Source organism: Amycolatopsis sp. MJM2582 (assembly GCF_000754115.1).
In the GTDB taxonomy this organism is placed as follows: domain Bacteria; phylum Actinomycetota; class Actinomycetes; order Mycobacteriales; family Pseudonocardiaceae; genus Amycolatopsis; species Amycolatopsis japonica.
Genome location: NZ_JPLW01000002.1, coordinates 1,632,036 through 1,657,420 on the forward strand (window position 1 = coordinate 1,632,036; position 25,385 = coordinate 1,657,420).

The window sequence follows — 25,385 nt, forward strand, 5'->3', positions numbered from 1 at the left end:
CCCGAATCACTCACGACGGCGGCTACACCAGTTTTCGCAACGCCTCCCGCAGCGCGGAGAGAGCAGCCTCCGGCTCGTCCCAGAAGATCATGTGCCCCGCCTCCGGGATCTCGACGAACTCCGCCGACGGATTGCGCTCGGCCGCTTCGGCCGCACCACGAGCGGTGACGACGGGGCTCGCGCCGCCGTACAGGAAGAACGTCGGAGCGGGCACCTTCGGCCAGTCGTCGAAGAAGTCCTCGGATTCGAACCCGGCGTGCGTGACGACGATCGCGTCGCGGGAACACGAAGACAGCCAGCGGGCGCGCAATTCCTGTTCGCGGCGCGGCCATCGCGGCCAGGATCGGGCCACTTCGTCGGCGTCGGTCCCCCGGCAGGCCTGGCCAAGTTGGCCGAGGAACGCGTCGAGTGTGGTCGGATACGGTGCCCGCCCGGGACCGCTCAGCGGCGGATCGGCGAGCACCGTGCCCCGGAACGGCCGGGTAGTGGCGGCACGGGCCGCGATCCGCGCACCCATCGAGTGTCCGAAAAGGATCGGATCGCGCAGCCCGAGGCCGTCCACGACAGCGTCGACGTCCGCGGCGTAGCTCGCCAGGTCGTACTCCGTGCCGTCATCGGACAGCCCGCGGCCGCGGACGTCGAGCACGAGCGGGCGCGCGAGATCGGTGAGTTCCCGTGCCACGAAGTCCATCGTGACCGCGGGGCTGGTGATCCCCGGCAGCACGAGCACCGGGACGCGGTCGGCGGGACCGTAGTCGAGTACGTGCAGGCGGACCGAACCCGACGTCACCCAGCGGCTGGTCGCCGGCACGTCGCCGAGATCCGCCAACGCGCGTTGACCGAGCGTGCGGCGATCCGGATTCCCGAGATACGTCAGGGCCTCGTCGAGGTCGACGACGTCCGCGTATTTCGCTTGCAGGTCGAACAAAGCGGCATCGTGGGGTCCGGCGGCGCGGTCACCACAGGCGTCCCGGACGACAAGGGTGTCGAAGCCGGACTGGACGGCATCGACGGCGGTCGCGCGGACACATCCCGAAGTCGTCGCGCCGCAAACGACAACGGTGTCGGTGCCCAGGCTCGTGAGAAGCGCGGCCAGCGACGTCCCGTGGAACGCCGACGCGCCCTTCTTCAGGATGAGATGGTCACCCTCACGCTGTTCGAGCCGCGGATCGAGGGCGACCGCGTCGCTGCCTTCGCGGAGCGCCCGCATCCCGGGCGCTTTCCGCAGCCACGCGACGGCGTCACCGTCCGCCTCGGCCGGTGTGTAACTGATCGCGGTGTAGATCACCGGCACACCTCGTCGCCGGGCTTCGGCGACGAGGGCGGCGGTCGCGGTGACTTCGGCGGTGAGGTCGGCGCCGGACGGGAACGCGGGTTCGGTGAAGCCCCGGGTCAGGTCGACCACGACCAGCGCCGGACGCGATCCGCGTGGCACGCTCGCCCCGAAACCGGCCCGGTCGTACACGCGATCGAGACTTTCATCGACGGGCACGCTGCAACTCCTTGATCAGTTTGTCCTGGGTGCGGATCCGGCCCAGCAGCCAGCCCTGGAACAGCCCGAGCGCCGCGGCGGCCGCGATCACGCCGTAGCGTTTGACGCCCTCCGGAAGCACCATGGCGAGACCGTCGACGGCCTCCGGTACCGGCGCGGGAGCGGCCGCGACGGGGCCCGCCCGCAGCTGGTCGGCGAGATTCCGCGCGAACTGGTCGAGCAGCCGGGTGGAGACGGCGCCGATCGCGCCCTTGCCGAATTGGGCGAGTTTGCCGCGGATCGACAGATCGGTGCGCAACTCGATGGTGGCGCCGCCGGGTGCCTCGCGCACGGTCAGCGTCACGTCGGCCTCGGCGTCACCGTTGCCGTGGGCGTCCGCTCCCCTGGCCACCAGCCGCAGGCTGCGATCGGCCTCGGTGACGTCGGTGAACCGCACGGTGCCCGAGTAGGCGGCGGTGATCGGGCCGACCTTGACCTTGACGCGGCCGAGATAGGCGTCGTCCTGCCGTCCGTCGAGGGTCGCGCCGGGCAGACAGCCCGCCACCCGTTCGACGTCGTTGATCAAGGCGAAGACCTCGTCGGGTCCGGCCGGTACGGACAGCTGGTTCTCCAGGATCACGCTGTCGCCTCCTTCTCCTTGGCGTGGCATCGACGGGTCGCGGTCGCCTCGATCGCGTCCACGATCGTCTGATAACCGGTGCAGCGGCACAGATTCGCCGAGACGGCCTCGCGGATCTCCTCGCGGTCGGCGTCCGGCCGCTGGGCCAGAAATCCTTCGGCCAGCATGAGGAATCCGGGGGTGCAGAAGCCGCACTGAAGGCCGTGGTGCTCGCTGAAAGACCGCTGCAGATCGGAAAGTTCGCCGTCGCGCCCCAGCGATTCGACCGTGCGGATCTCGGCCGACTCCGCCTGCACGGCGAACATCAGGCACGCCCGCACCGGTTCGCCGTCGACGAGGACGGTGCACGCGCCGCACACGCCGTGCTCACAGCCGACATGGGTGCCGGTGAGCCCGAGGTCGTGCCGCAGCACGTCGAGCAGGGTCTTGCGCGGCTCGACGAGGGCTTCGTGCGTCTCGCCGTTGACGTTCAGGTCGATCAGGTGCCGGTCGCTCATGACGGAACGCTCATTTCCTTGTGGACCCCCGCGTCGAGCGCGGCGAGCACGGTCTGCGGATGCACCGGGGTCACGTCGAGTTCGACTCCCGTGTGGCGCAACGCGTCGTTGATCGCGTTCAGCACCGCGGCGGGTGCGCCGATGGTGCCGCCCTCCCCCGCCCCCTTCGCGCCGTTTTCCGTGAACGCGCAAGGGGTTTCGAGATGGGTGACGGTGATGTCCGGGATCTCCGTCGCGGTCGGGACCAGGTAGTCGATGAAGCTCGCGGCCGACGGTTCCCCGTTACCCGCATAGGTGATCTCCTCGAACAACGCGCCGGCGATACCCTGCGCGATCCCGCCGCGGCACTGGCCGTCGACGACCTGCGGGTGGATCACCACCCCGCAGTCCTCGACGCACGCGTAGCGCAGGATCTTGATCTGGCCGGTGCCCGGATCGGCTTCGACGACCACGGCGTGCGTGGCGTTCGAGAAGGTGCCGTCGCCGGGTACGTCGAAGCTCGCCGTGGCCGTCAGCGTCGGCTCGACGTCCTTGGGCAGCAGATGACTGCGCAGGTACGCCACGTCGGCGATCTCCTCGAACGACGCGCGGCGCTCCGGATCGTCGATCTGGACGACGCCGCCGTCACCGTCGAGGCGGACGTTGTCGGGACTCGTCTCGAGCAGATGCGCGGCGATCTTGCACAGCAGTTCCCCGAGTTTCCCGGCGGCGAGGGACACCGCCGAGCCACCGATCGTCACCGAGCGGGAGGCGAAAGTTCCCCAGCCGTAGGCGATGCGCTCGGTGTCGCCCTGACGCAGCTTGACCTGGTCGAGGTGCAGCCCGAGCCGGTCGGCCACGATCTGCGCCAGCGTCGTCTCGTGCGATTGGCCGTGGTTCATGGTCCCGCTGGTGACCACGACGGAGCCGGTCGTGTCCATCCGGATCTCGGAGATGTCGAAACCGGGGACCACCGCCATCTTCCGTTTGGCGAAGGCGCCCGAGCCGTATCCGGTCCGCTCGGAGAAACAGCAGTAACCGATGCCGATGTGCCTGCCTTCGGCGGCCGCACGGTCCCGGATCTCGTACCAGCCCTCGTCCCGGATCGCCGCCTCGGCGAGTTCGAGCGATTCGCGGTAGGTGCCGGGGTCGTAGGTGATGGCGTTGACCCCGGTGTACGGGAACTGCGTGATCACGTTGCGCCGCCTGATCTCGACCGGATCGAGGCCGAGTTCCCTCGCCGCGCGTTCCATGATCCGCTCCATCGCCATCACGTACTGCGGACGGCTGACCCCGCGATACGGCGCCGTCGGTGCCTTGTTGCTCGCGATGGCGCGGGCACGGACGCGGTATTCGGGCACCTGGTACACGCTCGGCATCTCGGCCGACGCCATCAGCGGCTCGATCCCCGCCGTGAACGGGTAGCAGGAGTAGGCGCCCATGTCGCAGACGACGTCGACGTCCAGCGCGGTGATCCGCCCGTCCTCGTCGAACGCCGCCAGCGTGCGGTAACGCTGTTCCCTGGCAAGGAATCCGGCAGTGAGCGCCTCGCGCCGGTCTTCGATCCACTTCACCGGCCGGTTCAGCCGCCGGGCCGCCGCCGCGACCGCGATCTCCTCGCGGCCGACGACGCATTTCTGGCCGAAGCCGCCGCCCATGTCCGGGACGGTGACCCGCACGGTGCGTTCGGGGACCCGCAGCGAACGGGCCATCGCCGTGCGCACCTGATGCGGCACCTGCGTGCACATCTGGACGAGCAACTGGTCGTCGTGGTCGTCCCAGGACGCCAAGACTCCCCGTGTTTCGAGCGGGAGCGCGTTCTGCCGCCCGCTCTTCGTGACGACCTCGACCACCCGGCCGCCGCCCGCGCGGGCCGCCTCGAACGCCGCGTCGACACCGGGCGTGTCGAACATCGACACGTCGACGAGCACGTTGCCCGGCGCCTCGTCGTGCACGAGCGGAGCGCCCTCGGCGAACGCCGACTCCTCCGACACGATCGCCCCGAGCGGCTCGTAGTCCACCACCGCGGCCTCGACACCGTCTTCGGCGCTGTACGGATCGCGGGCGACGACCAGCGCCACCGGTTCGCCGGTGAACCGCACCTTCTCCCTGGCCAGGATCGGCATCGCGGTCGGCGAGAACTCCTCGGGCGGACGGTCGAGCAACGCGACGATGTCCCCGAGCCCCAGGTCTTCCGCCGTATACGCGGCGACCACTCCTTCGACCGCCAAGGTGGCCGACAGGTCGATCCCGGCGAGCTTGCCGTGCGCGACCGTCGAACGGACGAAGGCCGCGTGCAGCATTCCCGGCAGCTGGATGTCGTCGACGAACCGGCCGCGGCCGGTGAGCAGGCGGGGATCCTCGCGCCGGGGCACGGACGCGCCGACCCAGCGGCCCTGGCGCCCGTCGAACCGTGCGGTCATCGCGTTTCCCCTTTCTCCCAGGCTGCGTGGAGCGCCTGGGTGACGAGCGTGCGCGCCAGCCGGCGGCGGTAGGCCGCGCTGCCCGTCGCGTCGTCGGGCGGCTCGATCGCCGCGGCGGCGGCAGCCCCGCAGGCGGCGAACAGCTCCGGCCCGGGAACGCCGCCGTCGAGTAGCGCTTCGGCTTCGGGCACCCGGACGGGCGCGGGGGCGACGCCGCCGAGCACGACGCGGCTGCCTTGCTCCGCGTCGATGCTCACCGCGGCGTCGACTATCGCGAAATCGCCGTGACGGCGGGCGAATTCGGTCAGCGCGGCCCGGGGCGACGGCCTCGTGAAGCGCACCGCGGTCACGACCTCGTCCGGTTCGACGGCGGTGGTGTAGAAGCCGTGGAACATCTCCTCGGCCGGGATCTCCCTGGGGCCGCGCGGCCCTTCGGCGACGATGACCGCGTCGAGCAGCAGAGCGAGCAGGCACCATTCCGCGGTCGCGTCACCGTGGACGACGCTGCCCGCCACCGTGCCGCGGGACCGGATCGGCAGATGCCCCACCCACCGCATCGCGCGGGAGAGCACGTCGAAATCCGGTCCCAGCTCGGCGAGCTCGACCGCCCGATGGGTGACCAGCGCGCCGATGGTGAGGCTGGAACCGTTGCGCCGGAAGGAGTTCAGCGCCGGGTCCCGGCGCAACGGTCCCAGATCCACCAGCGCCGTGGGGCGGGCGAGCCGGAAGTTCATCATCGGCATCAGGCTCTGGCCGCCGGCGATGAGTTTCGGATCCTCGCCCGCCGCGGCGAGTTCGCCGAGCAGGCCGACGGCGTCGGTGACGTCGTGGGCCCGGTGGTACCGGAACGCGGCGGGCTTCACAGAGCCGTCCTGGTCTCGGCGGGCGCCTCGACCGGGTCGACGATCCGGTCGAGTTCGCGGCCGCGGGTCTCCGGCGCGCCCAGCTTCATGAACACGACCGCGGCCACCACGAGCACACCCAGCACGGTGAAGGTGAGCGGCAACCCGAGCACCGGCCACAGCACGCTGCCGAACAACAGCGGCGCGAATCCGGTGATCGCCCGGCTCGACGACGACGCCCAGCCGAACCCCGAAGCCCGGAGTTCCGTCGGGTAGAGCTCGGAGACGTAGGCGTACATCACCGGGATGACCACCAGCGCGAACAGGCCGAACGCGCCGATCGCCACCACCGCCGCGGCAGGCGTGTCGAGCAGCAGGGAGAACACCACAAGCGACAGCGCGGTGAGCGGGCCGGCGACCATGATGATCCGTTTGCGGCCGACCTTGTCGACCAGGAGCACGGCCACCGCGACGCCGACGATGCCGGTCGCGTTCATCAGCGCGGTCGACGCGAAGGCGGCGATCTCGCCGAATCCCTGCGCCCGCAGGATCGACGGCATCCAGCTGAGCGCGGCGTAGTAGACCAGCATGACGCTGATGAACAGCGACCACGCCACCGCCGTGATCCTCGGGTTGAACGCCCACACCCGGCGCAGTTGATCGAACGCGGCCGCGACCGCGCCACCGCGGGTGTCCTCGACCACCGCGGGCGGGACCGAATACGGCTCCGGTGTCGCTCCCGTGCGGCGCACGAGGTCGTCGATCACGGCTCGCGCCTCCGCCTCGCGGCCCTTGCGCACCAGGTAAAGCGGTGATTCCGGGACGCCACGCCGCACCCAGAACAGCAACAGCGCGGGCAGGATCATCAAGACCAGCATCCAGCGCCAGTTCCCCTGGACCGGGAGCAGCAGCGTCGCGGTGATGGCGGCCAGCGTGGTCCCGATCGGCCACCAGCCGTCCATCGCGGACAGCACCCGGCCGCGTTGCTTGCGCGGGGAGAACTCGCTGACGATCGCGTAGTCCACCGGGATACAGCCGCCGAGTCCGATCCCCGCCAGGAAACGCAGCGCCAGGAACGTCTCCACGTTCGGCGCGAGCGCGCCCAGCACGGAGAACAGCGCGAACAGCAGCAGCGTGACACTGAACGCCCGTTTCCGGCCGATCCGGTCCGCGATCGTGCCCCAGACGACCGCGCCGACGGCCATGCCGATCAGGTTCGCGGTGGCCACCAGGCCCTTCCCGCCGGCGGACAAGCCGAATTCCGTTCCGACGAGCGGGGTGAGGAATCCGTTCAGCGCGACGTCCCAGGCATCGAACATGTAGCCCAGCCCGCCGATGAGGAAGATCTTTCCCTGCACGCTCCATCGCCAGGGCAGATCCTGGACGATCTGATCACCAGTACGCATGAACCACTCCGATGCGATTGCCGGCCAGCGCGCCTCAGCGGGCGAACTGGTAGTGGATGGACTCGGTGTCGGGGTCGGTGAGCGGGCTGCCGTTCCACAGCCAGTCGTAGGACACGTCGGATTCGCCGTCGAAGCGCCGTAGCTTCTCGTCCCGTTCACGCTGTTCGGGACCGTCGGGCAGGTGATAGAAGTCCATGTTCTGCAGCGAGGCGTCCTGGACCATGCCCGCGTGCTTGGCGCGCCGGTCCACGTAGCGGACCAGGGCATCGTCGATCCCGTCGCGGGTGACGCGGCCCAGCTCCTCGGCCAGCACCGCGGCGTCTTCCATCGCCTGGGAGGCGCCCTGCGCCTGGTACGGCAGCATCGCGTGGCACGCGTCGCCGAGCAGGGCGACCCGGCCGTCGACCCAGACCGGGTCACGGCGGCGGCGGTACATCGCCCACACCGAGACGTCCTCGTCCTTCGCCTTCGCCAGCATCGTCGGAACCCGATCGTCCCAGTCGTGGTACTCCGCGGCGAGTTCGGCGGCGGTCGCCGGTCCGCTCCAGTCCTTCTCCACCGTTTCGGTGCACGGCACGATCGCGACCACGTTGAGGTACTCCCCGCCGCGGATCATGTAGTGCACCAGGTGTTTGTTGGGGCCGTACCAGATCGTGGAGTGGTACCGGTCGGACAGGAAGCGGGTGGCGGGATCCTGTGCGATCAGGTCGCCGGAGATCAGCGCCCGGTACGCCATCTCGCCGGAGAACGCGAGCGTGTCGTCGAAACCGGCGAGATCGCGCACCGCAGACCGGATGCCGTCCGCCCCGATCACGAGGTCGCCGGTGAACCGGCGTCCGTCGGCGGCGATCACGGCGGGCCGGTCCGGCACCGTCCGGTCGAGGTCGACCACCCGCGCGCCGGTCGCCACCCGCACCACCGGACCGATCCCGTCGGGATCCAGGCAGGCGTCGAGCAGCACTCCGTGCAGGTCGGCGCGGTGGTAGTGCCAGTAGGGCGCGCCGTACTGGTCGGTCACCCGCCTGCCGAGCTCCAGCTGGGCGATGATGCTGCCGTCGGCCCAGCGACGGCGCACCTGGTCCTGCGGCTCGGTCCGCACCCGCTCCAGCCGGGCGCGCAGCCCGAGGCCGATGAGGATCCGGCTGGCGTTCGGCGCGGTCTGGATCCCCGCGCCGATCTCGCCCAGTGCCGGGGCGGCCTCGACCACGGTGACGCGCAGCCCCCGCTGCCGCAGGGACAACGCGGCGCAGAGCCCACCGAGCCCGCCACCGACGACAACGACCTCAAACGACTGACTCGCGGCCATGCCCGCCTCCCGTCTTCGTCAACGCTTCCGCGCCACTGAGCAACCTCCCGGCGCCGGGCACCGTGGGTTCGACGCCGAGTTCCGTCAGGATCCGGAACGTCGTGGCCGTCGCCGCGGACAGGACCGGGATCCCGATCTCGTCCTCCACCGGCTGGATCGCGGGCAGCGACGGCATCTGCACACAGGCGGACAGCACCAGGGTGTCCACATCGGACAGATTCAGCCTGCGGTGGTGTTCCCGCAGCCCGGCGGGATCCAGCCGCGCCACGGCGAGGTTGTCCGGCACCTCCAGCGAAAGGGCGTCGGCGACCTCGAATCCGGCGTCCTCGATGTAGTCCGCCACCGCCTTGGTCAACGGCTTCATATATGGCGTGATGATCGCGACCTTGCGGGCGCCGAGCGCTTCGAGCCCGGACAGCAGCGCACCGGCGCTGGAGACGACCGGCGCGTCGCAGCCCTCTTCACGCAGCACGCGCGTGATGTCGTCTTCGGCGGTGCAGTGGTAGCCGGGTCCCTGGGCCATGATCGCCACGAGGCACGCGGTGGCGACGACGCCGGGCTTGGCGTCGGCGAGTTCGGCCGCCGCACGTCCGGCCTGGGCGTTCATCGCCCGCAGCTGTTCGGGTTCGACGTGCCGCATCCGGGCCCTCGCGGAGTGGAAGACGAACCGGTCCCCCGGCTCGGCCTCCTCCCTGGCGCGCAGCATCCGCGGCAGCTCGGTCTCCATCGTGAGATTCGAGCTGGGGACGATCATCCCGATGTGGTGGTCGGTCATCGACGGGCCGCCGGACGCATCTCGGCGACGGTCAGCTCGCCGTTGTCGACGATCAGTTCGTCGTCCAGGTAAAGGGAATTGCCGCGCATCGGGATGTCGAAGTGGCAAGGTGTGTCGTTCGGGCCGCCGAGTTCGTTGTTGGGGCCGATGGAGAACATGACGTTGCCGTAGAAACTCCGCAGTTCCATGCCCATCCCGCCGGGGAACTGGGTCAGGCCGTGCCAGTGCGCGCGCTCGTCGAGGCCCCAGCCCACGTGGCTCATGCCGTAGCCGCGGGGATCGTCGAAACTCTCGATGTAGGAGCGCAGCAGATCCGCGTCGAGCCCGGACGATCCGGCTCCGCCGCGGATGTCCCGGATGAAGCCCTGTTCGATGGTGATTTCGACCGGGGTCTGTACGTAGGTGTTGAACGGCAACAGAACGTCGCCCGGCGACAGCACGATCTTCCCGTCGACACCGTCGTCGGCGCCGCCGGTGAACACGAACGCCGCCGGCCAGTGGTCCCAGCGGCCGGGCGTGTCGGTGTAGCCGTATTCGGACAACGTCGGGTACACGCCGAGCTGATACGTGACGTCGGTACCCGCCGGGCTGGTGATGCGCATCGTGCCGGCCTTGGCCAGGAGCTCCGCGCCGATCTCCACGCGCTCGCGCAGTTCCTTCGTCGGCATGAGCCTGGCCAGCAGCTCGGGCGGTTCGACGGCGGTGAGGATCCGGGTGCCCGCGTCCTGGATGGCGAACTGTTCCTTGCTGAACAACAGGAACGTGCAGTCGACCACCATGTCGACGCTCTTGAGCGCCTCCACGGCCAACGGGATGTTCCCGAGCCCCGAGTCGCCCACCGCCCACGCGCCCGCCGCGCTGACCGGCGAGGGCAGCCGCATGTGGTAGGCCGAGGCGCCGAGCTGCTGCGCGGCCCACAAGAAGGCGTCGGCGTACTCCGCCCGCTCACCACCGCGGGTCAGCACCACCACGGTCTCGCCCTCGTGCACCCCCGAGAACGTCAGCTGGCGCAAACAGATGTCGTTGAACAGGTTCCGGTCCATCGCCGACCACCTCCATATTGATCCGAGCACGTACTATCCGGATACGGAAGACCGGGCTTCATACGAACACGTACTATCCGGATACGCAAGAGGTGACAGTGGACGGATCTCGGCGGCCTTCCCGTGAGCGACCGTCCGGACACGTAGGATCACCGCGGGGGCCCGGGCAGCGGGTTGGAGCCGACAAGGAGTAGCGATGGGTGAATCGGCGCGCACGGGCCGGCGCAGGGACGACGCACCAGCCGTCACTCCCGCGACGCCGTCGGACCTGCTGGCGGCCCCCGGCTACGGCGCCCGGCGGCTGTACCAGGCCTACCTCGCCGCGTGGAACCGTCACGTGGACCCGGTGCTGACCGGTCCGCAGTTCGCGGTCCTGTCCGCGGTCCGCGCCTACCCGGAGAGCGACCAGAGCTCGCTCGCGGGCGCGGTCGCCCTCGACACGTCGACGATGGCCGACCTGTGCCGCAGGCTGGAGCGGCGCGGGCTCATCCGGCGCGTCGAATCCCCGCACGACGCGCGGCGCAAACTGCTTTCGCTCACCGACGAGGGCAAGTCGGTCTTGAGCCAGGTCAACCGCCGTGCCCGCAGGTTGGACAAGGCGCTCCTCGACGGCGACGACGACATCGACATGGCCGCGCTGCTCAACGCACTCGGTGCGCGCTGGGAACGGATCGCCGAGGTCGACAAGCTGCGCTGACCGTCTCGCGCGGCGCTCCCCCAGGCGTCGTGTCCGTGAAGGCCTCCTTGAGGGACTCTGGGTCCCTCAAGGAGGCCTTCACGGACCGCTCACCTGCCCTTTCGAGTACTGGTCGTAGTGCAGCACCGCGTCGAGCGGGAGACGTTCCCGCCAGCCGTGCCGTTCCAGATCGGGCACCGTCGGCAGATCGCGCACCGGGCCGACGCACAGCCACGCCACCGGGCGCACGTGTTCGGGCAACCCGACCAGGTCACGCAAGAACTCTTCGCGGTAGAAGCTGACCCAGCCGACGCCGAGCCCTTCGGCGGTCGCCGCGAGCCAGAGGTTCTGGATGGCCAGGCACACCGAGTACAGGCCGGCGTCGGCGATCGCGTGCCGTCCCAGGACATCCGGCGCACCGCGCGACGGGTCGTAGCCGACCACGATGCCCGCGGAAGACGCCACGATCCCTTCGATCTTGATCGGCGCGAAAACACGGGCCCTCTCGGCATCCAGCCCGCCTTCGAACACTTCGCGTTCGGCCAGCACATGTTCACGGAACCTCTTGCGAAGGTCCATATCGGACACGACGACGAAATCCCATGGCTGGGACAGGCCGACGCTCGGTGCCGCGTGCGCCGCACTCAGCACGCGACGCAGGACCTCCGCCGGAATCGGCTCTCCGGTGAACTCACCCCTGGTGTCCCGGCGGCGGAAGATGGTCTCGTACAACGAACGGTCGTCTGCGTCACGCTTCATGAGTCGTGATCATGCCTGACCACCGCCGTTATCCGCCAACAGGGTATCGGTTCTTTCTGTTCCTTTCCCTTGCGATAAAAGGATTTCTGTTCGGCTTGTCCCGAAAGATGTTGTGGTGACCGAAATACCGGTTCTACCATTCTTCCGGGCGGGAGGATTGCGAGGGGATCACGTGGATTTCCGGTTACTGGGGCCGGTCCGGCTGCAGGTGGGCGGGCAGGCCGTCGCCATCGGCGAGCCGCGCAGGCAGGCCGTACTCGCCGTGCTGCTGCTCGAAGCTGGCCGAACCGTCGGCGTCGATCTGCTGATAGACCGGGTCTGGGGCGAGTCGCCGCCCGGGCAGGTGCGCCGTTCCCTGCAGGCGCACATCACGCGGATCCGGCGCGCGCTGGAACAGGCCGATCCCGGTGGCGCACGGGTGGCCAGGGATCCCGGTGGCTACCGCCTCGTCGCCCGGCCCGAACAGGTCGACGTCTTCCGGTTCCGGCGTCTGCTCCGCGAGCACCCGGCCGACGTCACCAAGCTGAGCGCGGCACTCGAACTCTGGGAAGGGGAGCCACTCGCCGGGCTGCGCGGAGATTGGGCCGAACGCACCCGCCGCACGCTCCGTCAGGAGTACACGGCGGCGATCGTCGCGTGGGCCGACGCCAAGATCCGCGACGGCGACGCGGCGGCGACGTTAACCCGCCTGACCGAACTCACCGACGAGAATCCGTTGCAGGAACCCGCCGCGGCGGCGTTGATGCGGGCGCTGTACGCCGTGGGCCGCGGCGCCGACGCGCTCACCCACTACGAGCGGATTCTTCGCGCACTGCGGGAAGAACTGGGCGCGGATCCCGGGCCGGAGCTCGCCGCCGTGCACGAGGCCGTGCTCCGCCACGACCTGCCGACGACGAGCGCGGCGTCTGCCCCCGTGCCCGCCCAGCTGCCCGCCGACGTCGCGGCGTTCACCGGCCGGGCCGACGTGCTGGCCGAACTGGACCGGGTCGCCGACGGCACCGGCGAAGAACCGGTCCTCGTCTGCCTCACCGGTACGGCCGGGGCGGGCAAGACCGCGACCGCCGTGCACTGGGGCCACCGGGTCCGCGACCGCTTTCCCGACGGGCAGCTGTACCTGGATCTGTGCGGCTACGCCCCCGGCGAGCCGATGTCCTCGGCCGACGCGCTGGCCGCCCTCCTGTCCGCGCTGCTGCCCGAAGGCACGCGGATGCCGCCAGGGCAGGCGGAACGCGCCGCCCGGTTCCGCACCGAGGTGGCGGGCAGGCGGATGCTCGTCCTGCTGGACAACGCGGCGACGCTCGAACAGATCCGGCCCCTGCTCCCCGGCACGCACACCTGCGCCGTGGTGGTCACCAGCCGCGATTCACTCGCCGGGCTGGTCGCGCTCCACGGCGCCCACCGGGTCGACGTCGACCGGTTGTCCGAGGCCGACTCGGCCGACCTGCTCCGGCGGCTGATCGGCACCCGGGTCGACACCGAACCCGAGGCCACCGCCGAACTGGCCGAACGGTGCGTCCGGCTGCCGCTCACCCTGCGCCTGGCGGCCGAACTCGCCGTGTCCCGGCCCGCCACCCCGTTGTCGCGGCTGGTCGGCGAACTGCGGGCCGCCCAGCAGACGTTGAAGCTGCTCAGTTCCGGCGGTGATCAGCGGGCCGCGGTGCGGGCGGTGTTCTCGTGGTCGCTGCGGCAACTCAGCGAAGACACCATCCGCGCCTTCGCCCTCCTCGGCAGGCATCCGGCGCCCGTGTTCGACTCGTACGCCTTGGCCGCGTTGACCGGGCGCTCCTTCGACGAGGCCAGGGCCGTGCTGGACGCTCTCGCCCGCGCGCATCTGGTCCACCCCACCGGTGCCGACCGCTACGGCATGCACGACCTGCTGAAGGCGTACGCCGCGGAGATCGAGGGCGACGAGCCCACGGCGCTCGACCGGGTCTACGGCTACTACCTCGCCACCATCGCGGCGGCGATGGATCGCCTCTACCCCGCCGAAGCGAACCGCCGGCCCTCGGTCGCTTCGCCGGAGTGCGCGATGCCCGCGTTCGACGACGCCGACAGCGCCCGGGACTGGCTGGACGCCGAACTGCCGACCGTCCAGGCGCTGGCCCCGGCCGGGAGACCCGAACACGCCGTGACACTGTCCGCGTTGCTGTTCCGCTACCTCGACGGACGGCACGAGACGGCGGCGCTGGCCGTCCACGGGCACGCCATCAAGGCCGCCCGCGCCATCGGTGACCGCGCCGCCGAAGCGGACGCGCTGGTCGCCGCCGGTGGCCTCCACATGCAAGCGGGCCGAGCCGAGTCCGCCGCCGCCCACATGTGGGCGGCGTACGCCTTGTTCGGCGAGGCCGGGAATCCGCTCGGCCAGGCACGCGCACTGGGCAACGTCGGAATGATCGAGGAGAGCGCCGGGTATTACCGCAAGGCCGCCGGCTACTACACCCGCGCGCTGGCCCTTTTCCACCGTCTCGGCGACCTGACCGGTCAGGCTCATCAGCTCACCCGGCTGGGCACCGTCGAAGCCCGGATCGACCGCCGGGAAGAGGGATACGAGCATCTTCGGCAGGCGATGGCGATGCATCGGGAAGCGGGCCACCGATTCGGCGAGGCCTGGGTGAAGATCGGTCTCGGCGAACTCGCCGCGAACGATGGCGGACACGCCGATTCCTGCCGTCTGCACGCCGAAGCCGCGGCCTTGTTCGGCAGGCTCGGTCATCGGGGCAGCGAGGCATGGGCCATCGACGGACTCGGACGGGCCGAGGCGCTGGACGGCCGTCCGGTCGACGCGGCCGCCCACCACCGTCAGGCGCTCGACCTGTTCCGGCGGCACGGCGGACGCGACGGCGAATCGTGGGCGCTCAACGGACTCGGCGAAGCCTGCCTGGCCTGTGGCTACCCGGACACGGCCGGCGCGAACCACGCCGAAGCCCTGGAAGTGGCGACCCGGTACGGCTGCCACGAGCAGGTCGCGCGCGCCCACCGGGGACTCGCGCGAGTCGCCTCAGACCCGGAAACCGTCCGCGACCACTACGAACGCGCGATCGCCCGCTACGCCGAGCTGGGTCTTCCCGCCGCGGAGTGCACCAAGACGGAACTCGCGGGTTCGAACGGGTCGTGATCAGGGGACCTCGTAGAACTTGTCGTAGTGGCCCGGCGCGTAATAGAACTTGCCGTTGTCGTCCATGACGATGCGATCCGGCTTCGGCCGCTGGTTCTCCGGCAACGGTTTCCCGTTGAAGTCCGTGTACTGGTCGGCGTCCCGGATGGGTTTGTTGTCGTACCGCGGCGTCGGGTGGACATCGAACTCGTAGTACTTGCCGTCGTACGGTTTCGTCGGCTTCCCGTCCGGGCCGAACGGCTGATCGGCGTGATTCTTGCCGTCGCTCGTCTTGCCGTTGTGCGGCAACCGGCCCTCGTTCCCGATCTTGCCGCCCGCCTGGCCGTGGTTCCCGTAGATCCTGCCGCCCCAGGTCGAGCCGGGACCGGGGGTGGGCTTGTTCCCCAAGCCCAGCGAGTTGAGCTTGTTGTCGTCCACGCCGTTGTGCCAGGCGCCGAACTGACCGCTGTCCTTGTGGTCGCGGATCCACTGTTTCATCTTGATCGCCGCGTCCTTCTGCGCCTGGGTCAGCTCGTCGAACTTCCCGAGGTTCGGGGAAAGCCCGGGCGGCTGCTCGGGTTGCGGTTTGGAGTTCTTCCCCTTGCCGCCGCCTCCGCCGCGCGTGCCGCTGTACTCACCGCCGCCCGGTTTCGGGCCGCGGGGTTTCCCCGCCGGGCCGGTCTTGCCCGTGTCGATCTTGCGGAGCGCCTTCTCCGCCTCGGCGAAGATGTTCTTCGCCTTCTTCATCAACGGCGCGAGCGCGCTCATCGCCTTGACCAGTTTGGTGACGACGGTGGCGATCTTGGAGGCGGTCTTCGCGATCGCGGCGGTGACCTGGGGCAGCACCCAGGTCATGCCGAGGCCGAGCGTCGCCAGTACCTGCAGGGCCCAGCTGATCAGCCTGCCGATCAGTTCGGCGATGGTGTCACGGACCAGGGTACGGACCGCGGTGACCACCTCCCCGCCGATCTTGGTGCCGGACGCCGCGCCACCGGCGGCCTGCCGGCAGGCGCCGATCAGCGCCGCGACGTCCGCTCCTCGCGTGCGATAGGCGTCGCCCGCGGCACCGGCCCAGTTCGCGGTTTCGGCGACGACCATCGCGTCCAGGTCGGCACTGATCGAGCCGAGTTCGACAGCCACGTTCTGCCAGGTTTCGGCGTGCGCGGCGATCTCGTCCGGTGCTCCGGCGAGGGCGTCGAGCGCCTCCTTCAGCGGTCCGACGTGCTCCATCAGCCAGCCGACCCCGGCGGCGAGGATGGTGCCGAACGGATCGAGGGCGGCGGACACCGCGTCCATGGCGGTACCGACCGCGCCGACGGCGACGGACGCCCAGTCACCGCTTTCGATGGCCGCCTTGAGCTCGGTCGCGGACTCGAGCAAGGGAACGCCGGACACCGCGGTGGTGGAATCCTTCGGTGTGGCGACGAGAGGGTTGGTCATCGCTGCGCCCTCTCCTTCGGCGTCGCCGGGATCGCGGCCTCGTACTGCTTGAACATCTCGACACCGGCGGTGTCCTGCTCGGTGTAGGACCGTTCGGCCGTACGCAGGTTCGCTGCCGTCGCCTTCACGCCGTCGATCGCGGCCTTGATCGAGTCGATCGTCTTCTCCTCCGCCGGATTGATGAACGGCGGGACGAACGCGCAGATCAGACCGTAGGCCTCGTCCGACATCGCCGCGGTGTTGGCCGCCGACAGCACGGTGCCCAACCGCTCGGCGATCCCGTCGACATTGGCCGCGTGCTTGCCGATTTCGGCCGGTACGACCTGAAAACTCATCTGCCATCCCTTCGAGGGGCCGGAGCGTCAACGCGGACACGATGCCAGCCTCCCGCCGCCCGCGTGCGCGCTCTGTGCGGACAGACAACATTCCTTGCCCTAACGGGCACGATCCACTGTGGACACACGCAGGCCGTCGGCGAGGAACGGCGTCAGCAGGCGGAGCAATTCCCCGGGTTTGTCCAGCGGGATGATGTGGCCGCAGTCCGGCAGCAGATGAGCGGTGAGATCGTCGGTGACGGGACGCAGTTGCCGTTCCAGCGCACGGCCCACGGGATGCGCGCCGATCGCCATCGTGGGCACGGTGAGACGGCGCGTCGCGACCGCCTCACCGATCTGGCGCGCGCTGACCGGCATGGCGCGGTAGTAGGAAAAGGCGCAGCGCAAGGCTTCCCCACCGGTGTAGGCGTCGACGAAGGCATCGCGAATCTCCGGCGCCACACCACGCCCGAGGGTGCCCGAGGCGAGAAACCAGTCGACGTACTCCGCTTCGTGTCCGATAAGGACCGTTTCACCCAGCCCGGGAACGGAGTGGAAGCCGAACCACCACGGCGGGCCACCGGCGAGGAAGTCCTCGGCGCCGGGCAGCGAGCCCACCAGCGACTCCATCAGGACGAGCCGCCGCACCAGATCCGGCCGCCGCAGGGCGAGCAGGAAGGCGACCGGCGTGCCGGCGTCGATCGCGACCACCGCCGCACTGGGTTCGCCGAGCGCGTCAAGAAGGCTCTCGACATCCGAGGCCAGCGTGCTCGCGTCGTAGCCTTCGGCGGCTCGGGTGCTGTCCCCGAACCCGCGCAGATCCGGGGCGATGACCCGGTGGTGCTCGGCGAGCGGGCCGATGATCTCGCTCCAGAGCCGCCAGGTGTGCGGGAACCCGTGCAGCAGCAGAACCGCGGGCCCGCTGCCCGCGAGGGTCACATTGACCTGGATGCCGTTGACGGTGATCCGCCGTGATGAGGGCACGTCGCCTCCGTGTGGTTACCATTGGTTACCAGAAAACCGTAGGTAACTTCAGCGGTGCCGCCAAGACGGCACTTTCGACACAGGTGGTGAGCTCCAGGTGACCACACGGCGCGGCGATCTCTTCGACCCCGAATGCCCCACTCGCCGTCTGCTGGACCGCATCGGAACGAAATGGACGTCGATGGCGGTCAAGGTCCTCGCGGAGGCGGCTCCGCACGAGGTGCGGTTCGCCGAGCTGCGGCGCCGGATCCCAGGGGTGTCCCAGAAGATGCTGTCGGTGACCTTGCACAGCCTGGTCCGCGACGGTCTCGTCGTCCGCCGGGTGGAGCCCACCGTGCCGCCCCGGGTGCACTACGGGCTGACCGACCTCGGTTTGTCACTGGACGTCCCGCTGGCGGCGCTCCGGAACTGGGCCGAAGAGCACATGTCACGGATCGACGAGGCGAACGCGATCAGCGACGCGGCGGACGACACCTCGGCTCAGAGCGGCTCCAGATAGGAGCGGCCGGACCAGTCGTCGTCCTCGTCGTCGTCACGGGCCCGCTGGGAAGGGGCGGGCGCGCCTTGTGCCAGCGCGGCCAGCTCTTCCAGCTCGGCGACCTCGTCGTCGACGTCCAAAGTGGCCAGTTCGCCGACCTGTCGTTCCAGGGAGGGCCAGGCTTCCGCGGCGAGGCGTTGCCGCTGCTCGGCGGGCAACGCGTCGACGAGCTTCCACCAACCCTGCGCGTCCCGGACGAATTCGTCCAGGAGCGGGCCGTGGGCCAGCAGTTCGTGCGGCCGCCGTCGCCCGGCGAGCACCTCGCCGGCGAAATCCCCGGCGGCGCCGCCGGTCGCCGCCAGCAACCGCATCACCGCCTGCCGTGCCCGCTCCCCCTGCTCGGAATCGAACGGACCGTGTCCCGTCACAACAGCACCCGCTTGCTCTTGGCGGGACACTCTGCGTCCCGGTGCTCGTAGTCCTCCGGCCACTGCGGTGGTTCACCCATCGCGATGGTGGCTTGCAGCAGTTCGTCGAGGGTCTTCTGCCCCGCGAACGAATGCGCCAGCCCGAGCGCGGCGCTGATCAGCGTCTGGATGGCACCGACGACCTCGTCGAAGGACAGGATCAGGTGGATGATGTCCCTTACCTCGCGGTCCTCCACGATTTTCGCGATCTTGCCGCCGCGACCGATCTCGTCCAGCAGCTCGCTGATCACGTCCACCACCCGGAGCCCTCGTTCCAGCCCGAGTTTCCTGCCTTTGGTGAGGATCATCAGCACGATGTCGATCGTCGAGCTGTAGCCGTGCCGGATCTCCTGCATCAGGTGGTACGCGAGCTTCGCCAGCGCCTGGATCGCGCGGCACGCGCCGCGGAAGTACTGCGCGAGCTGCAGTACACAGGCCCGGTAGGCGGCCAGCCAGTTCTTCGCCCGATCGGCGGCCTCCCCCGCCCACACCTCCTGGATCCCGAACCGGCCCTGGTCGATGTTCGCCGCGATGTTCTCCAGGCCCGTCGCGGCGTCGTTGTAGAGCACCGCCTGTTCCTGCAGCACGGTCCAGTCGCCGACGAGCAGGTCGGCGATCATGGTGATGAAGTCCTTGTCGGACCCGGTGAGGATCTTGATCACCTCGGCGACGTCGCCCAGCGACCCGCCGAGGTCGAGCAGTTCCTGGCGCTCCTGCTCGGCCTTCACCGGCCACCAGGCCGGGTCGCTGACCGCCTCCGGATCGGGTCCGCCGTAGCCCACCGGGACGGCGTCGCGGAACGACGCGGCCCCCACCGGGTCACGCACCTCGTCCGCCGGGATCCGCGCGGCGTCCGGCTCCGGGTTGAGCCGGTCCAGCAACTCCGCCGCCCGCGCGTCCACCACGCCGTACCAGTGCGCCACGCAGCGCAGTTCATGCCCGCCGCTCGCGGCGAGATCGGCCGCGAACCTCGACTGGCTCAACGCCGTGCGCTGCCATAGGTCCAGTTTCGGCCAGGCCGCGGCGAGGAAGCCCTCACCGCGTTCGGTGTCGAACCCCGCCCCGGCGCCGAGCAGCCGGTCGAACCACTGGCGATAGCTGTCGGCACCCGCGCCCGCCCGCAGGACCAGGTCGCCGAGCGCGCGTACCGCGGCCGGTTCGACCGAGAACCCCTGCCCCATTCGTCCCCCTCGTACTGCGGACCTATCCCCTTCGCCACCCCTGAAGTTTGACATATTGCCACGAAATGTCACATCGCTGGAATGGAGTACCGCCGGCGCGCTGCGAAACAGGCCCTGGTGCGACACTGGCCCTCGACTCGGGCGAAAGGGGACGGCACTGTCTCGGCAAACGGCTCGGATCTGGTTGCCCGAGCGGCGCCGGAGCGGCTTGAGCCTCGCGTTCGCGCTGCTCGTCGCCGTGTTGGCGATCGCGTTCGGCGACGACGTGCTCTCGCTCGCCTCGGTGGACGGCGGCGTTCTGGTTCTTCTCGCCTACCTCGTCGGCTATCTCGTCGTGACGGTGGCCGCGTTCGGCGCGGCGACCTCGGAGCAGATCCAGGACTGGGCGAACCGGGAGCGCCGCGGCACGTTCGTGCAGCGCTACGTCTTCGGGACGGCGCCTGGGCCGGGAGTGTCGATCTTCATCGCCGCGGCCGCGCTCGCGGTGGCGGTCGTGTGGATGCCCGGTCTGGGCGGCGAGAGCCTGCCCGCGGGCATGCGCGTGGGAGTGGCGGTGGCCCTGGTCGTCGTCGCGTGGATCTGTGTCCTCGTGTCCTTCGCAATCGCCTACCACGCGGACAACGTGGTCGAAGAGGGCAAGGCGATGCGGTTCCCCGACGAGGGAACCGCCGAATGGTCCGACTACATCTACTTCGCGGTGTCCGTGATGACGACGTTCGGCACGACCGACGTGGACGTCGTCTCCCGCGAGATGCGCAAGACGGTGACGACGCACGCGATCATCGCCTTCGTGTTCAACACCGTGACCGTGGCGGCGGTCGTGTCCGCCTTGAACAGCGGCTGAAGTACATGAACTTGGCAACGCGTGAAGGCCTCCTTCACTCGGCTGAGCCGAGGGAAGGAGGCCTTCACGCGCGATCGCTGTGACTACCGTGGTCACTGGTGCACCTGCGGCGCTCCGGAGGGTCGTGAAGGCCTCCTTCATTACCCTCAAGGTAGGCAAGGAGGCCTTCACGGACTACGACCCCACTGCCGCCACCATCTTGGCGCCAAGCGCCTTACCACTCACGAGGTCAGGGGCGCCAGGTGTCGTTCAACGCCAACGTGCAGCCACTCGAAGCGCTACCGACGCGATTGGCACCCGATTCCCAGACGACGGCGCCACCCTCCTTGCGGATGTACTTGTACTGGAACGCGGCACCCTTCGGCAGCGCGACCTTCCCCGTCCACAAAGGATAGTTGGCAGACGAAAGCGGCACGGCGTTCGCCGGGTTCCACGCACCGAGTTCGGCACGGTCGCCGACGACGAAGATGTTCTGGCCCCACGAAGTCGTGGCGTTCACCGTGAACTGCGCCGAAACGCCGGAGCACGCCGCGCTGTACCGTTGCTTCACCACGGACGGCGTCTCGACCGGGGCACCGGCGTCGATCGAGTGCGCCAGCCGGACGAACTGCGCCATCGACCACGCCAGCGGTGTCGCCGCACCGGTGCCTTCGCCGAAGGTGAAACCCGCGGCGCTCGGCCGGTCCCAAACCTGTTCCGGGATCAGGAAACCGGCGTTCGCCGAGGCCGCCATCGTGGCCAGATGCGTCGTCGCCGAGCGGCCGTTGGCCAGTTCGTATTCGCCGCGTTCACCGGTGAGCAGCGGCCACAGCCGTCCGACGCCGGCGCCGGTGTAGGGGCCACCGGACGCCGTCTCGCCGTAGCCGTCGTGGTTGTACCGGTACCACATCGGGCCGTTCGGGGTGTCGACCTTCAACGTGGAGTCCACTTCGGACAGTGAGGCGGCGACGTCGGGATCGGCCGCCGGTTTCACGCCGAGGCGGACGAGGTCCAGGAAGCCCGCGTCGATGATGGCGCGCTCGTCGTGGTTGCCGCCGCCGTTCTGCAGGAAGACGTTCTGGCCGTCGTTCGGATTGCCGTTTCCGTCGATCCGGTGGAAGTACCTGCCGTCGCCGAGCGGGCCGGAAGTGGTGAACGTCCACGCGCTGACCTGCGCCTGCCACTGGTCGGCGAGCTGGCGATAACGCGCGGCGCTCGTGGTGTCCCCGTTGCGTTCGGCGATGTCGGCGGCGCAGATCAGACCGGCGATCTCCGCGGCGATGGTGGACGGCGAGTAGCCGCCGTTCTCCTCCCAGCGTTCCTGCGGCGTGGAGGGGCCGCGGGCGACGAGGAAGTCCGCGGACTTCTTCACCTTCGCCCACATCCCCGCGTCGAACCGGCCGAGCTGCCACGCGAGCACGATCGGGAAGGCGACCTCGTCCATCTGCAGGCTGGTCCAGCAGTTGGTGCCGTCGAGCCGGGTGTTCTGCGGGAAGGAACCGTCCGCCCGCTGCTGCACGGTGAACAGGTAGTCGACCGACCGGTTGGCCGCCGCCGAGTCGCCGGCCGCGATCTGCGCGGTCGAGACCTGGTAGAGGTCGCGAGACCAGACGGCGTGGTATCCGCAGTCCCCCGTGCCGTTCGCGTCTTTCGCCTCACCCCACGGATTGGTGAGCGACGCGACGTTCGCCCCGGGGTAGGTCTTGTCCTCGTGGGCTTTGAGGGTCATCAGCGCGACGTTGTACTGCGTGGTCAGCCCGGCACCCGAGATCGATCGGGGTACCGCGGCCAGCGACGAGAGATAGCCGTTCCAGCCGGACCGGTACGCGGTGTCCGCCGCCGCGAAACCACCCGCGAGCGAGGCCGACGCGTTCGCCGACGCGGCACCGCGATCACTCCCGAAACCGACCGCGAGCGTGAAGGTCGTGTCGGTCCCCACGGGAATCTGCCCCAGCTGCACCAGATTGCCGGGTGTCGAGGCCGAGTCGTACTGCGCGCCGAGGACGTAGTCGCCACTCAGGTCGACGTAACCGTCGCTCGCGGTCCCGCTGTAGCCGCTGGTCGCCTTGACGAAACCGGTGGAGGCGGCCAACGCACTGGACACCGGCCCGTCCGAAGCGACCAGCTGCCCGCCGGACGTGGCGCCCGTGTCCCCCATACCGCTGTTGTTCAGCGACGGGTTGTACAGCGCGTACAACTGCAGCGGACCGCCGCTGAGCACCTCGAACCTGGTCTGGATCAGCACGGTGGACCGCGCCGGGTCGGCGGTGTGGGTCTTGGTGATGCGATACCGGCCGTTGGTGGCGGTGTTGATCTGCCGGTAGCTCAGCGAACGCGGATCGGTGAGCACGAGCTGTTTGGTGGTGTGATCGCGTTCCAGCTGTGTGAACCCGGCGCCGTCGGACACCACGTACTGCAGGTCCTGGACGTTGGCGGTGTCCACGGTCGGGTAATAGATCTCGTGGTTGATGCCCTGGCCGAGGGTGAACCACACCTTCGACGCGGCCCCGGCGGCGGTACCGAAACCTTCCTTGCCCCCGGTCGTCCAGGCCGCCCCGGTACCCGGTGCGCCCGGCGCGTCCGCCAAGGGAGCGGCGCTCACCGGCGTGGCGGCCAGGAGTGCCGGCACGGTCAACAGCGCGACTATCACGCGATGCCGCTTCGGTGACTTCATGAGGGGTCCTTCCCACAGGCTTCATCGACGGCAGGATTTGTTGTTAGCGGCAACTTATTACCTGAACCGTCGCGCCCGGCAGGGCCGATCGGAGTAACCCGGACCAGTTACGCCGGTGGTCCGGTGAATCGGCCGGGATCACTGGGCGGCCCGCCGAGAATGAGGTCGGCGGCGCGAGCGAGGACCTGCACACGGGTCTGTCCTGGGTGGTCGGCGGCGAGAAAGTGGTTACCGATGGCCGCACAGAAGGCGAGCAGTGCCCGGGCTTCGACCTCGTCGGGATCATCGCAGAAGGTCGCGATCCCGTCTCTGGCCAGCTGCATTCGCCGGTTGTCCACGCGTCGCAGGCGTTCGGCCACGGCCTCGTCGCGACGAGCCCAGTCACGCACGGCCAGGTCGATGGGCAGCAGCCGGCCGCCGGAGAAGGTGAGCCGCCCGGCCAGCCGGACCTTGTCCCGCGCGTCGCACCCCTCCCGCTCGACGCGAGCGAGGACCTCGTCGACGCTTTCGTACTCCCAGGCGTCCAGCATCGCCTCCAGCAGAGCAGCGCGGTCGGCGAAGTAGCCGTAGAACCCGCCCTTCGTCACGCCGAGCGCCTTGGCCAGCGCCTCGACGCGCACCGCGTCCACCCCGCCCTCCGCCAGCGCCCGCAGACCTTCTTCGACCCACTTCTCCCGCGGTGTGCGCAATGCGCCCATGCCGTGGCCCACCTCACCTCTCCACTGGTTGTACGCCACCGTATAACCGGTCTAGCCTGCCTTTATACGCAACCGTATAACACGACCTGGGGAGTGGACATGATCAAATGGGCGGGTTGGCTCATCACCTTGTTCGGCGCGGCCCACACCTTGGGCGCCCTGACGGTGATGAAGGCCGCCGGTCACGCCGGCACCTGGTTCAGCGGGGCGTTGTGGCACGACGATCTCGCCGCCATGAGCCCCGCGAACAGCGCCTTCTGGCTCAGCGCGGCCAGTTTCGGTGTGCCGCTCGTCCTGGTCGGCCTGACCGTGCTCTGGCTGGAGCGGCGCGGCATCACCCCTCCCCTGTTCCTCGCCTGGGCGCTGGGCATCTGGACCCTGCTGATCGCCGTGGTCCTCCTGTTCACCCCTTGGCCGATCCTCCTGGTCGCGACCGCGCTCCTGCTGGCTGGAATCCGGCGCAGCGAACCGGCCCCGCCGCGGGATGCGACGGGGCCGGATCAGCTGGTGCGCGGGATCAGCGGACCGGACGCGGCTTGAGGTTCACCTCCACCGTGTTGCCGGGGCCGGAGGTGACACCGGTGATGATGTCGTTGAGGAACCCACAGCCCTGCAGCGGCGGCAGGGTGTAGGAGCCGGTGAGCTTGCCACCGGCCAGCGGGTCGAAGCCCGCCTTCGACTGCAGCGGGATCTGAGCCGGCGTCTTCGTCTGGCACTTCGCGCTCGCCGAGACCGGGAAGCCGAAGACGCTGATCCGCGGCAGCTTGACCGTCACCGCCGAGGTCGACTTGAGCACGCCGTCGGCCAGCGTGCCGGTGGTCTTGCCCGCCGACGCGAACTCGATCTTCGCGTTGACCGGGACGAAGCCCCAGAGCGTGAGGTTCGCGCTCGTCGGGTTCAGCGTCAGGTCGGCCTCGAAGGTCCCGTTCGCCAGGCTGATCGCGGCGTTGATGCCACCGCGCAGGTCGATCGGGCCGGAGAGCTTCTTCAGCTGCGTCTTGCCGGTCAGGTCGTAGCTGTACTTGACGACCGGGGACGTGTTCGGCTTGGTCTTCGCCGTGACCGGCGCGCTGACGGCCGACTTGTTCCCCGCGGCGTCCTTGGCGACCACGGTGAAGGTGTACTCCGTGTCGGCCGTGAGACCGTCCACAGTGGCCGAAGTCCCCGTGACCGACTTGACGACCTCGGTGCCCTTCAAGACGTCGTACCCCGTGACACCGACGTTGTCCGTCGCCGCGTCCCACGCGAGGCTCACGCTGGTCTGCGTGGTGCCGGTGGAACGCGGGTTACCCGGCACGCCGGGAGCCACCGTGTCCGGCGCGGCCTGCGTCCGGACGGTGACAGCGGCGCTCGGGGTCGACGTGTTGCCCGCGGCGTCCTTCGCCACCACGGTGAACGAGTACTCCGTGTCAGCC

The 25,385-nt window shown here is 69.5% G+C and carries 23 protein-coding genes; 5 read left to right on the forward strand and 18 right to left on the reverse strand.

What is annotated here, in order from left to right; genetic code table 11:
- Positions 1 to 22: 22 nt before the first annotated feature.
- From ED92_RS43750 to ED92_RS17755, 9 genes are read right to left on the reverse strand one after another with little or no spacing between them, the layout of a single operon-like run.
- Positions 23 to 1,492 (reverse strand): isochorismatase family protein, encoded by a 1,470-nt coding sequence (locus ED92_RS43750; protein WP_081975835.1) that lies wholly within the window; start codon positions 1,490 to 1,492, stop codon positions 23 to 25.
- Positions 1,479 to 2,111, reverse strand: a complete 633-nt coding sequence (locus ED92_RS17720; RefSeq protein WP_037339330.1) for an SRPBCC family protein — start codon at positions 2,109 to 2,111, stop codon at positions 1,479 to 1,481. The genes ED92_RS43750 and ED92_RS17720 overlap by 14 nt, the downstream gene beginning before the upstream one ends.
- On the reverse strand, positions 2,108 to 2,608 hold the full coding sequence (locus ED92_RS17725; RefSeq protein WP_037339332.1) for a (2Fe-2S)-binding protein: 501 nt from the start codon (positions 2,606 to 2,608) through the stop codon (positions 2,108 to 2,110). The genes ED92_RS17720 and ED92_RS17725 overlap by 4 nt, the downstream gene beginning before the upstream one ends.
- Positions 2,605 to 5,010 (reverse strand): xanthine dehydrogenase family protein molybdopterin-binding subunit, encoded by a 2,406-nt coding sequence (locus tag ED92_RS17730; protein WP_037339336.1) that lies wholly within the window; start codon positions 5,008 to 5,010, stop codon positions 2,605 to 2,607. Before ED92_RS17730 ends, ED92_RS17725 begins: the two co-directional genes overlap by 4 nt.
- Positions 5,007 to 5,873, reverse strand: coding sequence for a xanthine dehydrogenase family protein subunit M (locus ED92_RS17735; RefSeq protein ID WP_037339339.1), 867 nt, complete (start codon positions 5,871 to 5,873; stop codon positions 5,007 to 5,009). The genes ED92_RS17730 and ED92_RS17735 overlap by 4 nt, the downstream gene beginning before the upstream one ends.
- Positions 5,870 to 7,258 (reverse strand): MFS transporter, encoded by a 1,389-nt coding sequence (locus ED92_RS17740; protein ID WP_037339342.1) that lies wholly within the window; start codon positions 7,256 to 7,258, stop codon positions 5,870 to 5,872. The genes ED92_RS17735 and ED92_RS17740 overlap by 4 nt, the downstream gene beginning before the upstream one ends.
- 34 nt (positions 7,259 to 7,292) lie before the next feature.
- Positions 7,293 to 8,564 (reverse strand): FAD-dependent monooxygenase, encoded by a 1,272-nt coding sequence (locus tag ED92_RS17745; RefSeq protein WP_037339345.1) that lies wholly within the window; start codon positions 8,562 to 8,564, stop codon positions 7,293 to 7,295.
- Entirely contained in the window at positions 8,542 to 9,339 is a 798-nt protein-coding gene (locus tag ED92_RS17750; RefSeq protein ID WP_037339347.1) for an aspartate/glutamate racemase family protein, read from the reverse strand. The genes ED92_RS17745 and ED92_RS17750 overlap by 23 nt, the downstream gene beginning before the upstream one ends.
- The gene (locus ED92_RS17755; protein ID WP_016335108.1) at positions 9,336 to 10,382 is read right to left on the reverse strand and encodes a hypothetical protein; all 1,047 of its coding nucleotides are present in this window, start codon (positions 10,380 to 10,382) and stop codon (positions 9,336 to 9,338) included. Before ED92_RS17755 ends, ED92_RS17750 begins: the two co-directional genes overlap by 4 nt.
- A 196-nt stretch (positions 10,383 to 10,578) precedes the next feature.
- On the opposite strand from ED92_RS17755, the gene ED92_RS17760 reads away from it, so the two are divergent.
- Positions 10,579 to 11,079, forward strand: a complete 501-nt coding sequence (locus ED92_RS17760) for a MarR family winged helix-turn-helix transcriptional regulator (protein WP_037339351.1) — start codon at positions 10,579 to 10,581, stop codon at positions 11,077 to 11,079.
- 78 nt (positions 11,080 to 11,157) lie between these two features.
- On the opposite strand, the gene bluB is transcribed toward ED92_RS17760, so the two are convergent.
- Positions 11,158 to 11,817: a 5,6-dimethylbenzimidazole synthase gene (gene bluB, locus ED92_RS17765; RefSeq protein ID WP_037339354.1), complete on the reverse strand. Its 660-nt coding sequence runs from the start codon at positions 11,815 to 11,817 to the stop codon at positions 11,158 to 11,160.
- A 172-nt stretch (positions 11,818 to 11,989) separates the two neighbouring features.
- Between bluB and ED92_RS17770 the strand changes: the two genes are divergently transcribed.
- The gene (locus ED92_RS17770) at positions 11,990 to 14,932 is read left to right on the forward strand and encodes a BTAD domain-containing putative transcriptional regulator (protein WP_037339356.1); all 2,943 of its coding nucleotides are present in this window, start codon (positions 11,990 to 11,992) and stop codon (positions 14,930 to 14,932) included.
- On the opposite strand, the gene ED92_RS43795 is transcribed toward ED92_RS17770, so the two are convergent.
- The 3 genes from ED92_RS43795 to ED92_RS17785 all read right to left on the reverse strand — a co-directional run bounded on the left by ED92_RS43795 (position 14,933) and on the right by ED92_RS17785 (position 17,649).
- Entirely contained in the window at positions 14,933 to 16,351 is a 1,419-nt protein-coding gene (locus tag ED92_RS43795; RefSeq protein WP_037339359.1) for a WXG100 family type VII secretion target, read from the reverse strand. It lies immediately after the preceding gene.
- Positions 16,348 to 16,686 (reverse strand): type VII secretion target, encoded by a 339-nt coding sequence (locus ED92_RS17780; protein WP_037339362.1) that lies wholly within the window; start codon positions 16,684 to 16,686, stop codon positions 16,348 to 16,350. Before ED92_RS17780 ends, ED92_RS43795 begins: the two co-directional genes overlap by 4 nt.
- A gap of 99 nt (positions 16,687 to 16,785) precedes the next feature.
- On the reverse strand, positions 16,786 to 17,649 hold the full coding sequence (locus ED92_RS17785; RefSeq protein ID WP_037339365.1) for an alpha/beta fold hydrolase: 864 nt from the start codon (positions 17,647 to 17,649) through the stop codon (positions 16,786 to 16,788).
- Positions 17,650 to 17,746: 97 nt separating this feature from the next.
- On the opposite strand from ED92_RS17785, the gene ED92_RS17790 reads away from it, so the two are divergent.
- Positions 17,747 to 18,148, forward strand: coding sequence for a helix-turn-helix domain-containing protein (locus ED92_RS17790; protein WP_037339367.1), 402 nt, complete (start codon positions 17,747 to 17,749; stop codon positions 18,146 to 18,148).
- On the opposite strand, the gene ED92_RS17795 is transcribed toward ED92_RS17790, so the two are convergent.
- Together ED92_RS17795 and ED92_RS17800 are read right to left on the reverse strand one after the other, a co-directional pair.
- A complete protein-coding gene (locus tag ED92_RS17795) occupies positions 18,130 to 18,555 on the reverse strand; it encodes a hypothetical protein (RefSeq protein ID WP_235213307.1) in 426 nt (141 codons plus the stop codon). The genes ED92_RS17790 and ED92_RS17795 overlap by 19 nt on opposite strands.
- Positions 18,552 to 19,775, reverse strand: a complete 1,224-nt coding sequence (locus ED92_RS17800; RefSeq protein ID WP_037339368.1) for a hypothetical protein — start codon at positions 19,773 to 19,775, stop codon at positions 18,552 to 18,554. Before ED92_RS17800 ends, ED92_RS17795 begins: the two co-directional genes overlap by 4 nt.
- Positions 19,776 to 19,983: 208 nt before the next feature.
- Here ED92_RS17800 and ED92_RS17805 point away from each other — a divergent pair, with 208 nt between their 5' ends.
- Entirely contained in the window at positions 19,984 to 20,619 is a 636-nt protein-coding gene (locus ED92_RS17805; protein ID WP_052120659.1) for a DUF1345 domain-containing protein, read from the forward strand.
- 229 nt (positions 20,620 to 20,848) lie between these two features.
- Here ED92_RS17805 and ED92_RS17810 read toward each other — a convergent pair whose 3' ends face one another.
- Both ED92_RS17810 and ED92_RS17815 read right to left on the reverse strand, forming a co-directional pair.
- Complete coding sequence (locus ED92_RS17810) at positions 20,849 to 23,272, reverse strand: glucan 1,4-alpha-glucosidase (protein ID WP_037339370.1); 2,424 nt, start codon at positions 23,270 to 23,272, stop codon at positions 20,849 to 20,851.
- A gap of 107 nt (positions 23,273 to 23,379) precedes the next feature.
- The gene (locus tag ED92_RS17815) at positions 23,380 to 23,970 is read right to left on the reverse strand and encodes a TetR/AcrR family transcriptional regulator (RefSeq protein WP_037339372.1); all 591 of its coding nucleotides are present in this window, start codon (positions 23,968 to 23,970) and stop codon (positions 23,380 to 23,382) included.
- Positions 23,971 to 24,069: 99 nt separating this feature from the next.
- Here ED92_RS17815 and ED92_RS17820 point away from each other — a divergent pair, with 99 nt between their 5' ends.
- A complete protein-coding gene (locus ED92_RS17820) occupies positions 24,070 to 24,510 on the forward strand; it encodes a DUF6463 family protein (RefSeq protein WP_037340296.1) in 441 nt (146 codons plus the stop codon).
- Here ED92_RS17820 and ED92_RS41955 read toward each other — a convergent pair.
- Positions 24,488 to 25,385 (reverse strand): fibronectin type III domain-containing protein (locus ED92_RS41955; RefSeq protein ID WP_161791118.1); only part of this gene is annotated, 898 nt, incomplete at its 5' end. The genes ED92_RS17820 and ED92_RS41955 overlap by 23 nt on opposite strands.

What these genes read in the sequence shown, in the direction of transcription:
- ED92_RS17725 (WP_037339332.1), bottom strand. Translation starts at nt 2,608, where the DNA reads ATGAGCGACCGGCACCTGATCGACCTGAACGTCAACGGCGAGACGCAC.
- ED92_RS17730 (WP_037339336.1), bottom strand. Translation starts at nt 5,010, where the DNA reads ATGACCGCACGGTTCGACGGGCGCCAGGGCCGCTGGGTCGGCGCGTCC.
- ED92_RS17740 (WP_037339342.1), bottom strand. Translation starts at nt 7,258, where the DNA reads ATGCGTACTGGTGATCAGATCGTCCAGGATCTGCCCTGGCGATGGAGC.
- ED92_RS17745 (WP_037339345.1), bottom strand. Translation starts at nt 8,564, where the DNA reads ATGGCCGCGAGTCAGTCGTTTGAGGTCGTTGTCGTCGGTGGCGGGCTC.
- ED92_RS17750 (WP_037339347.1), bottom strand. Translation starts at nt 9,339, where the DNA reads ATGACCGACCACCACATCGGGATGATCGTCCCCAGCTCGAATCTCACG.
- ED92_RS17755 (WP_016335108.1), bottom strand. Translation starts at nt 10,382, where the DNA reads ATGGACCGGAACCTGTTCAACGACATCTGTTTGCGCCAGCTGACGTTC.
- ED92_RS17760 (WP_037339351.1), top strand. Translation starts at nt 10,579, where the DNA reads ATGGGTGAATCGGCGCGCACGGGCCGGCGCAGGGACGACGCACCAGCC.
- bluB (WP_037339354.1), bottom strand. Translation starts at nt 11,817, where the DNA reads ATGAAGCGTGACGCAGACGACCGTTCGTTGTACGAGACCATCTTCCGC.
- ED92_RS43795 (WP_037339359.1), bottom strand. Translation starts at nt 16,351, where the DNA reads ATGACCAACCCTCTCGTCGCCACACCGAAGGATTCCACCACCGCGGTG.
- ED92_RS17780 (WP_037339362.1), bottom strand. Translation starts at nt 16,686, where the DNA reads ATGAGTTTTCAGGTCGTACCGGCCGAAATCGGCAAGCACGCGGCCAAT.
- ED92_RS17800 (WP_037339368.1), bottom strand. Translation starts at nt 19,775, where the DNA reads ATGGGGCAGGGGTTCTCGGTCGAACCGGCCGCGGTACGCGCGCTCGGC.
- ED92_RS17810 (WP_037339370.1), bottom strand. Translation starts at nt 23,272, where the DNA reads ATGAAGTCACCGAAGCGGCATCGCGTGATAGTCGCGCTGTTGACCGTG.
- ED92_RS17815 (WP_037339372.1), bottom strand. Translation starts at nt 23,970, where the DNA reads ATGGGCGCATTGCGCACACCGCGGGAGAAGTGGGTCGAAGAAGGTCTG.
- ED92_RS17820 (WP_037340296.1), top strand. Translation starts at nt 24,070, where the DNA reads ATGATCAAATGGGCGGGTTGGCTCATCACCTTGTTCGGCGCGGCCCAC.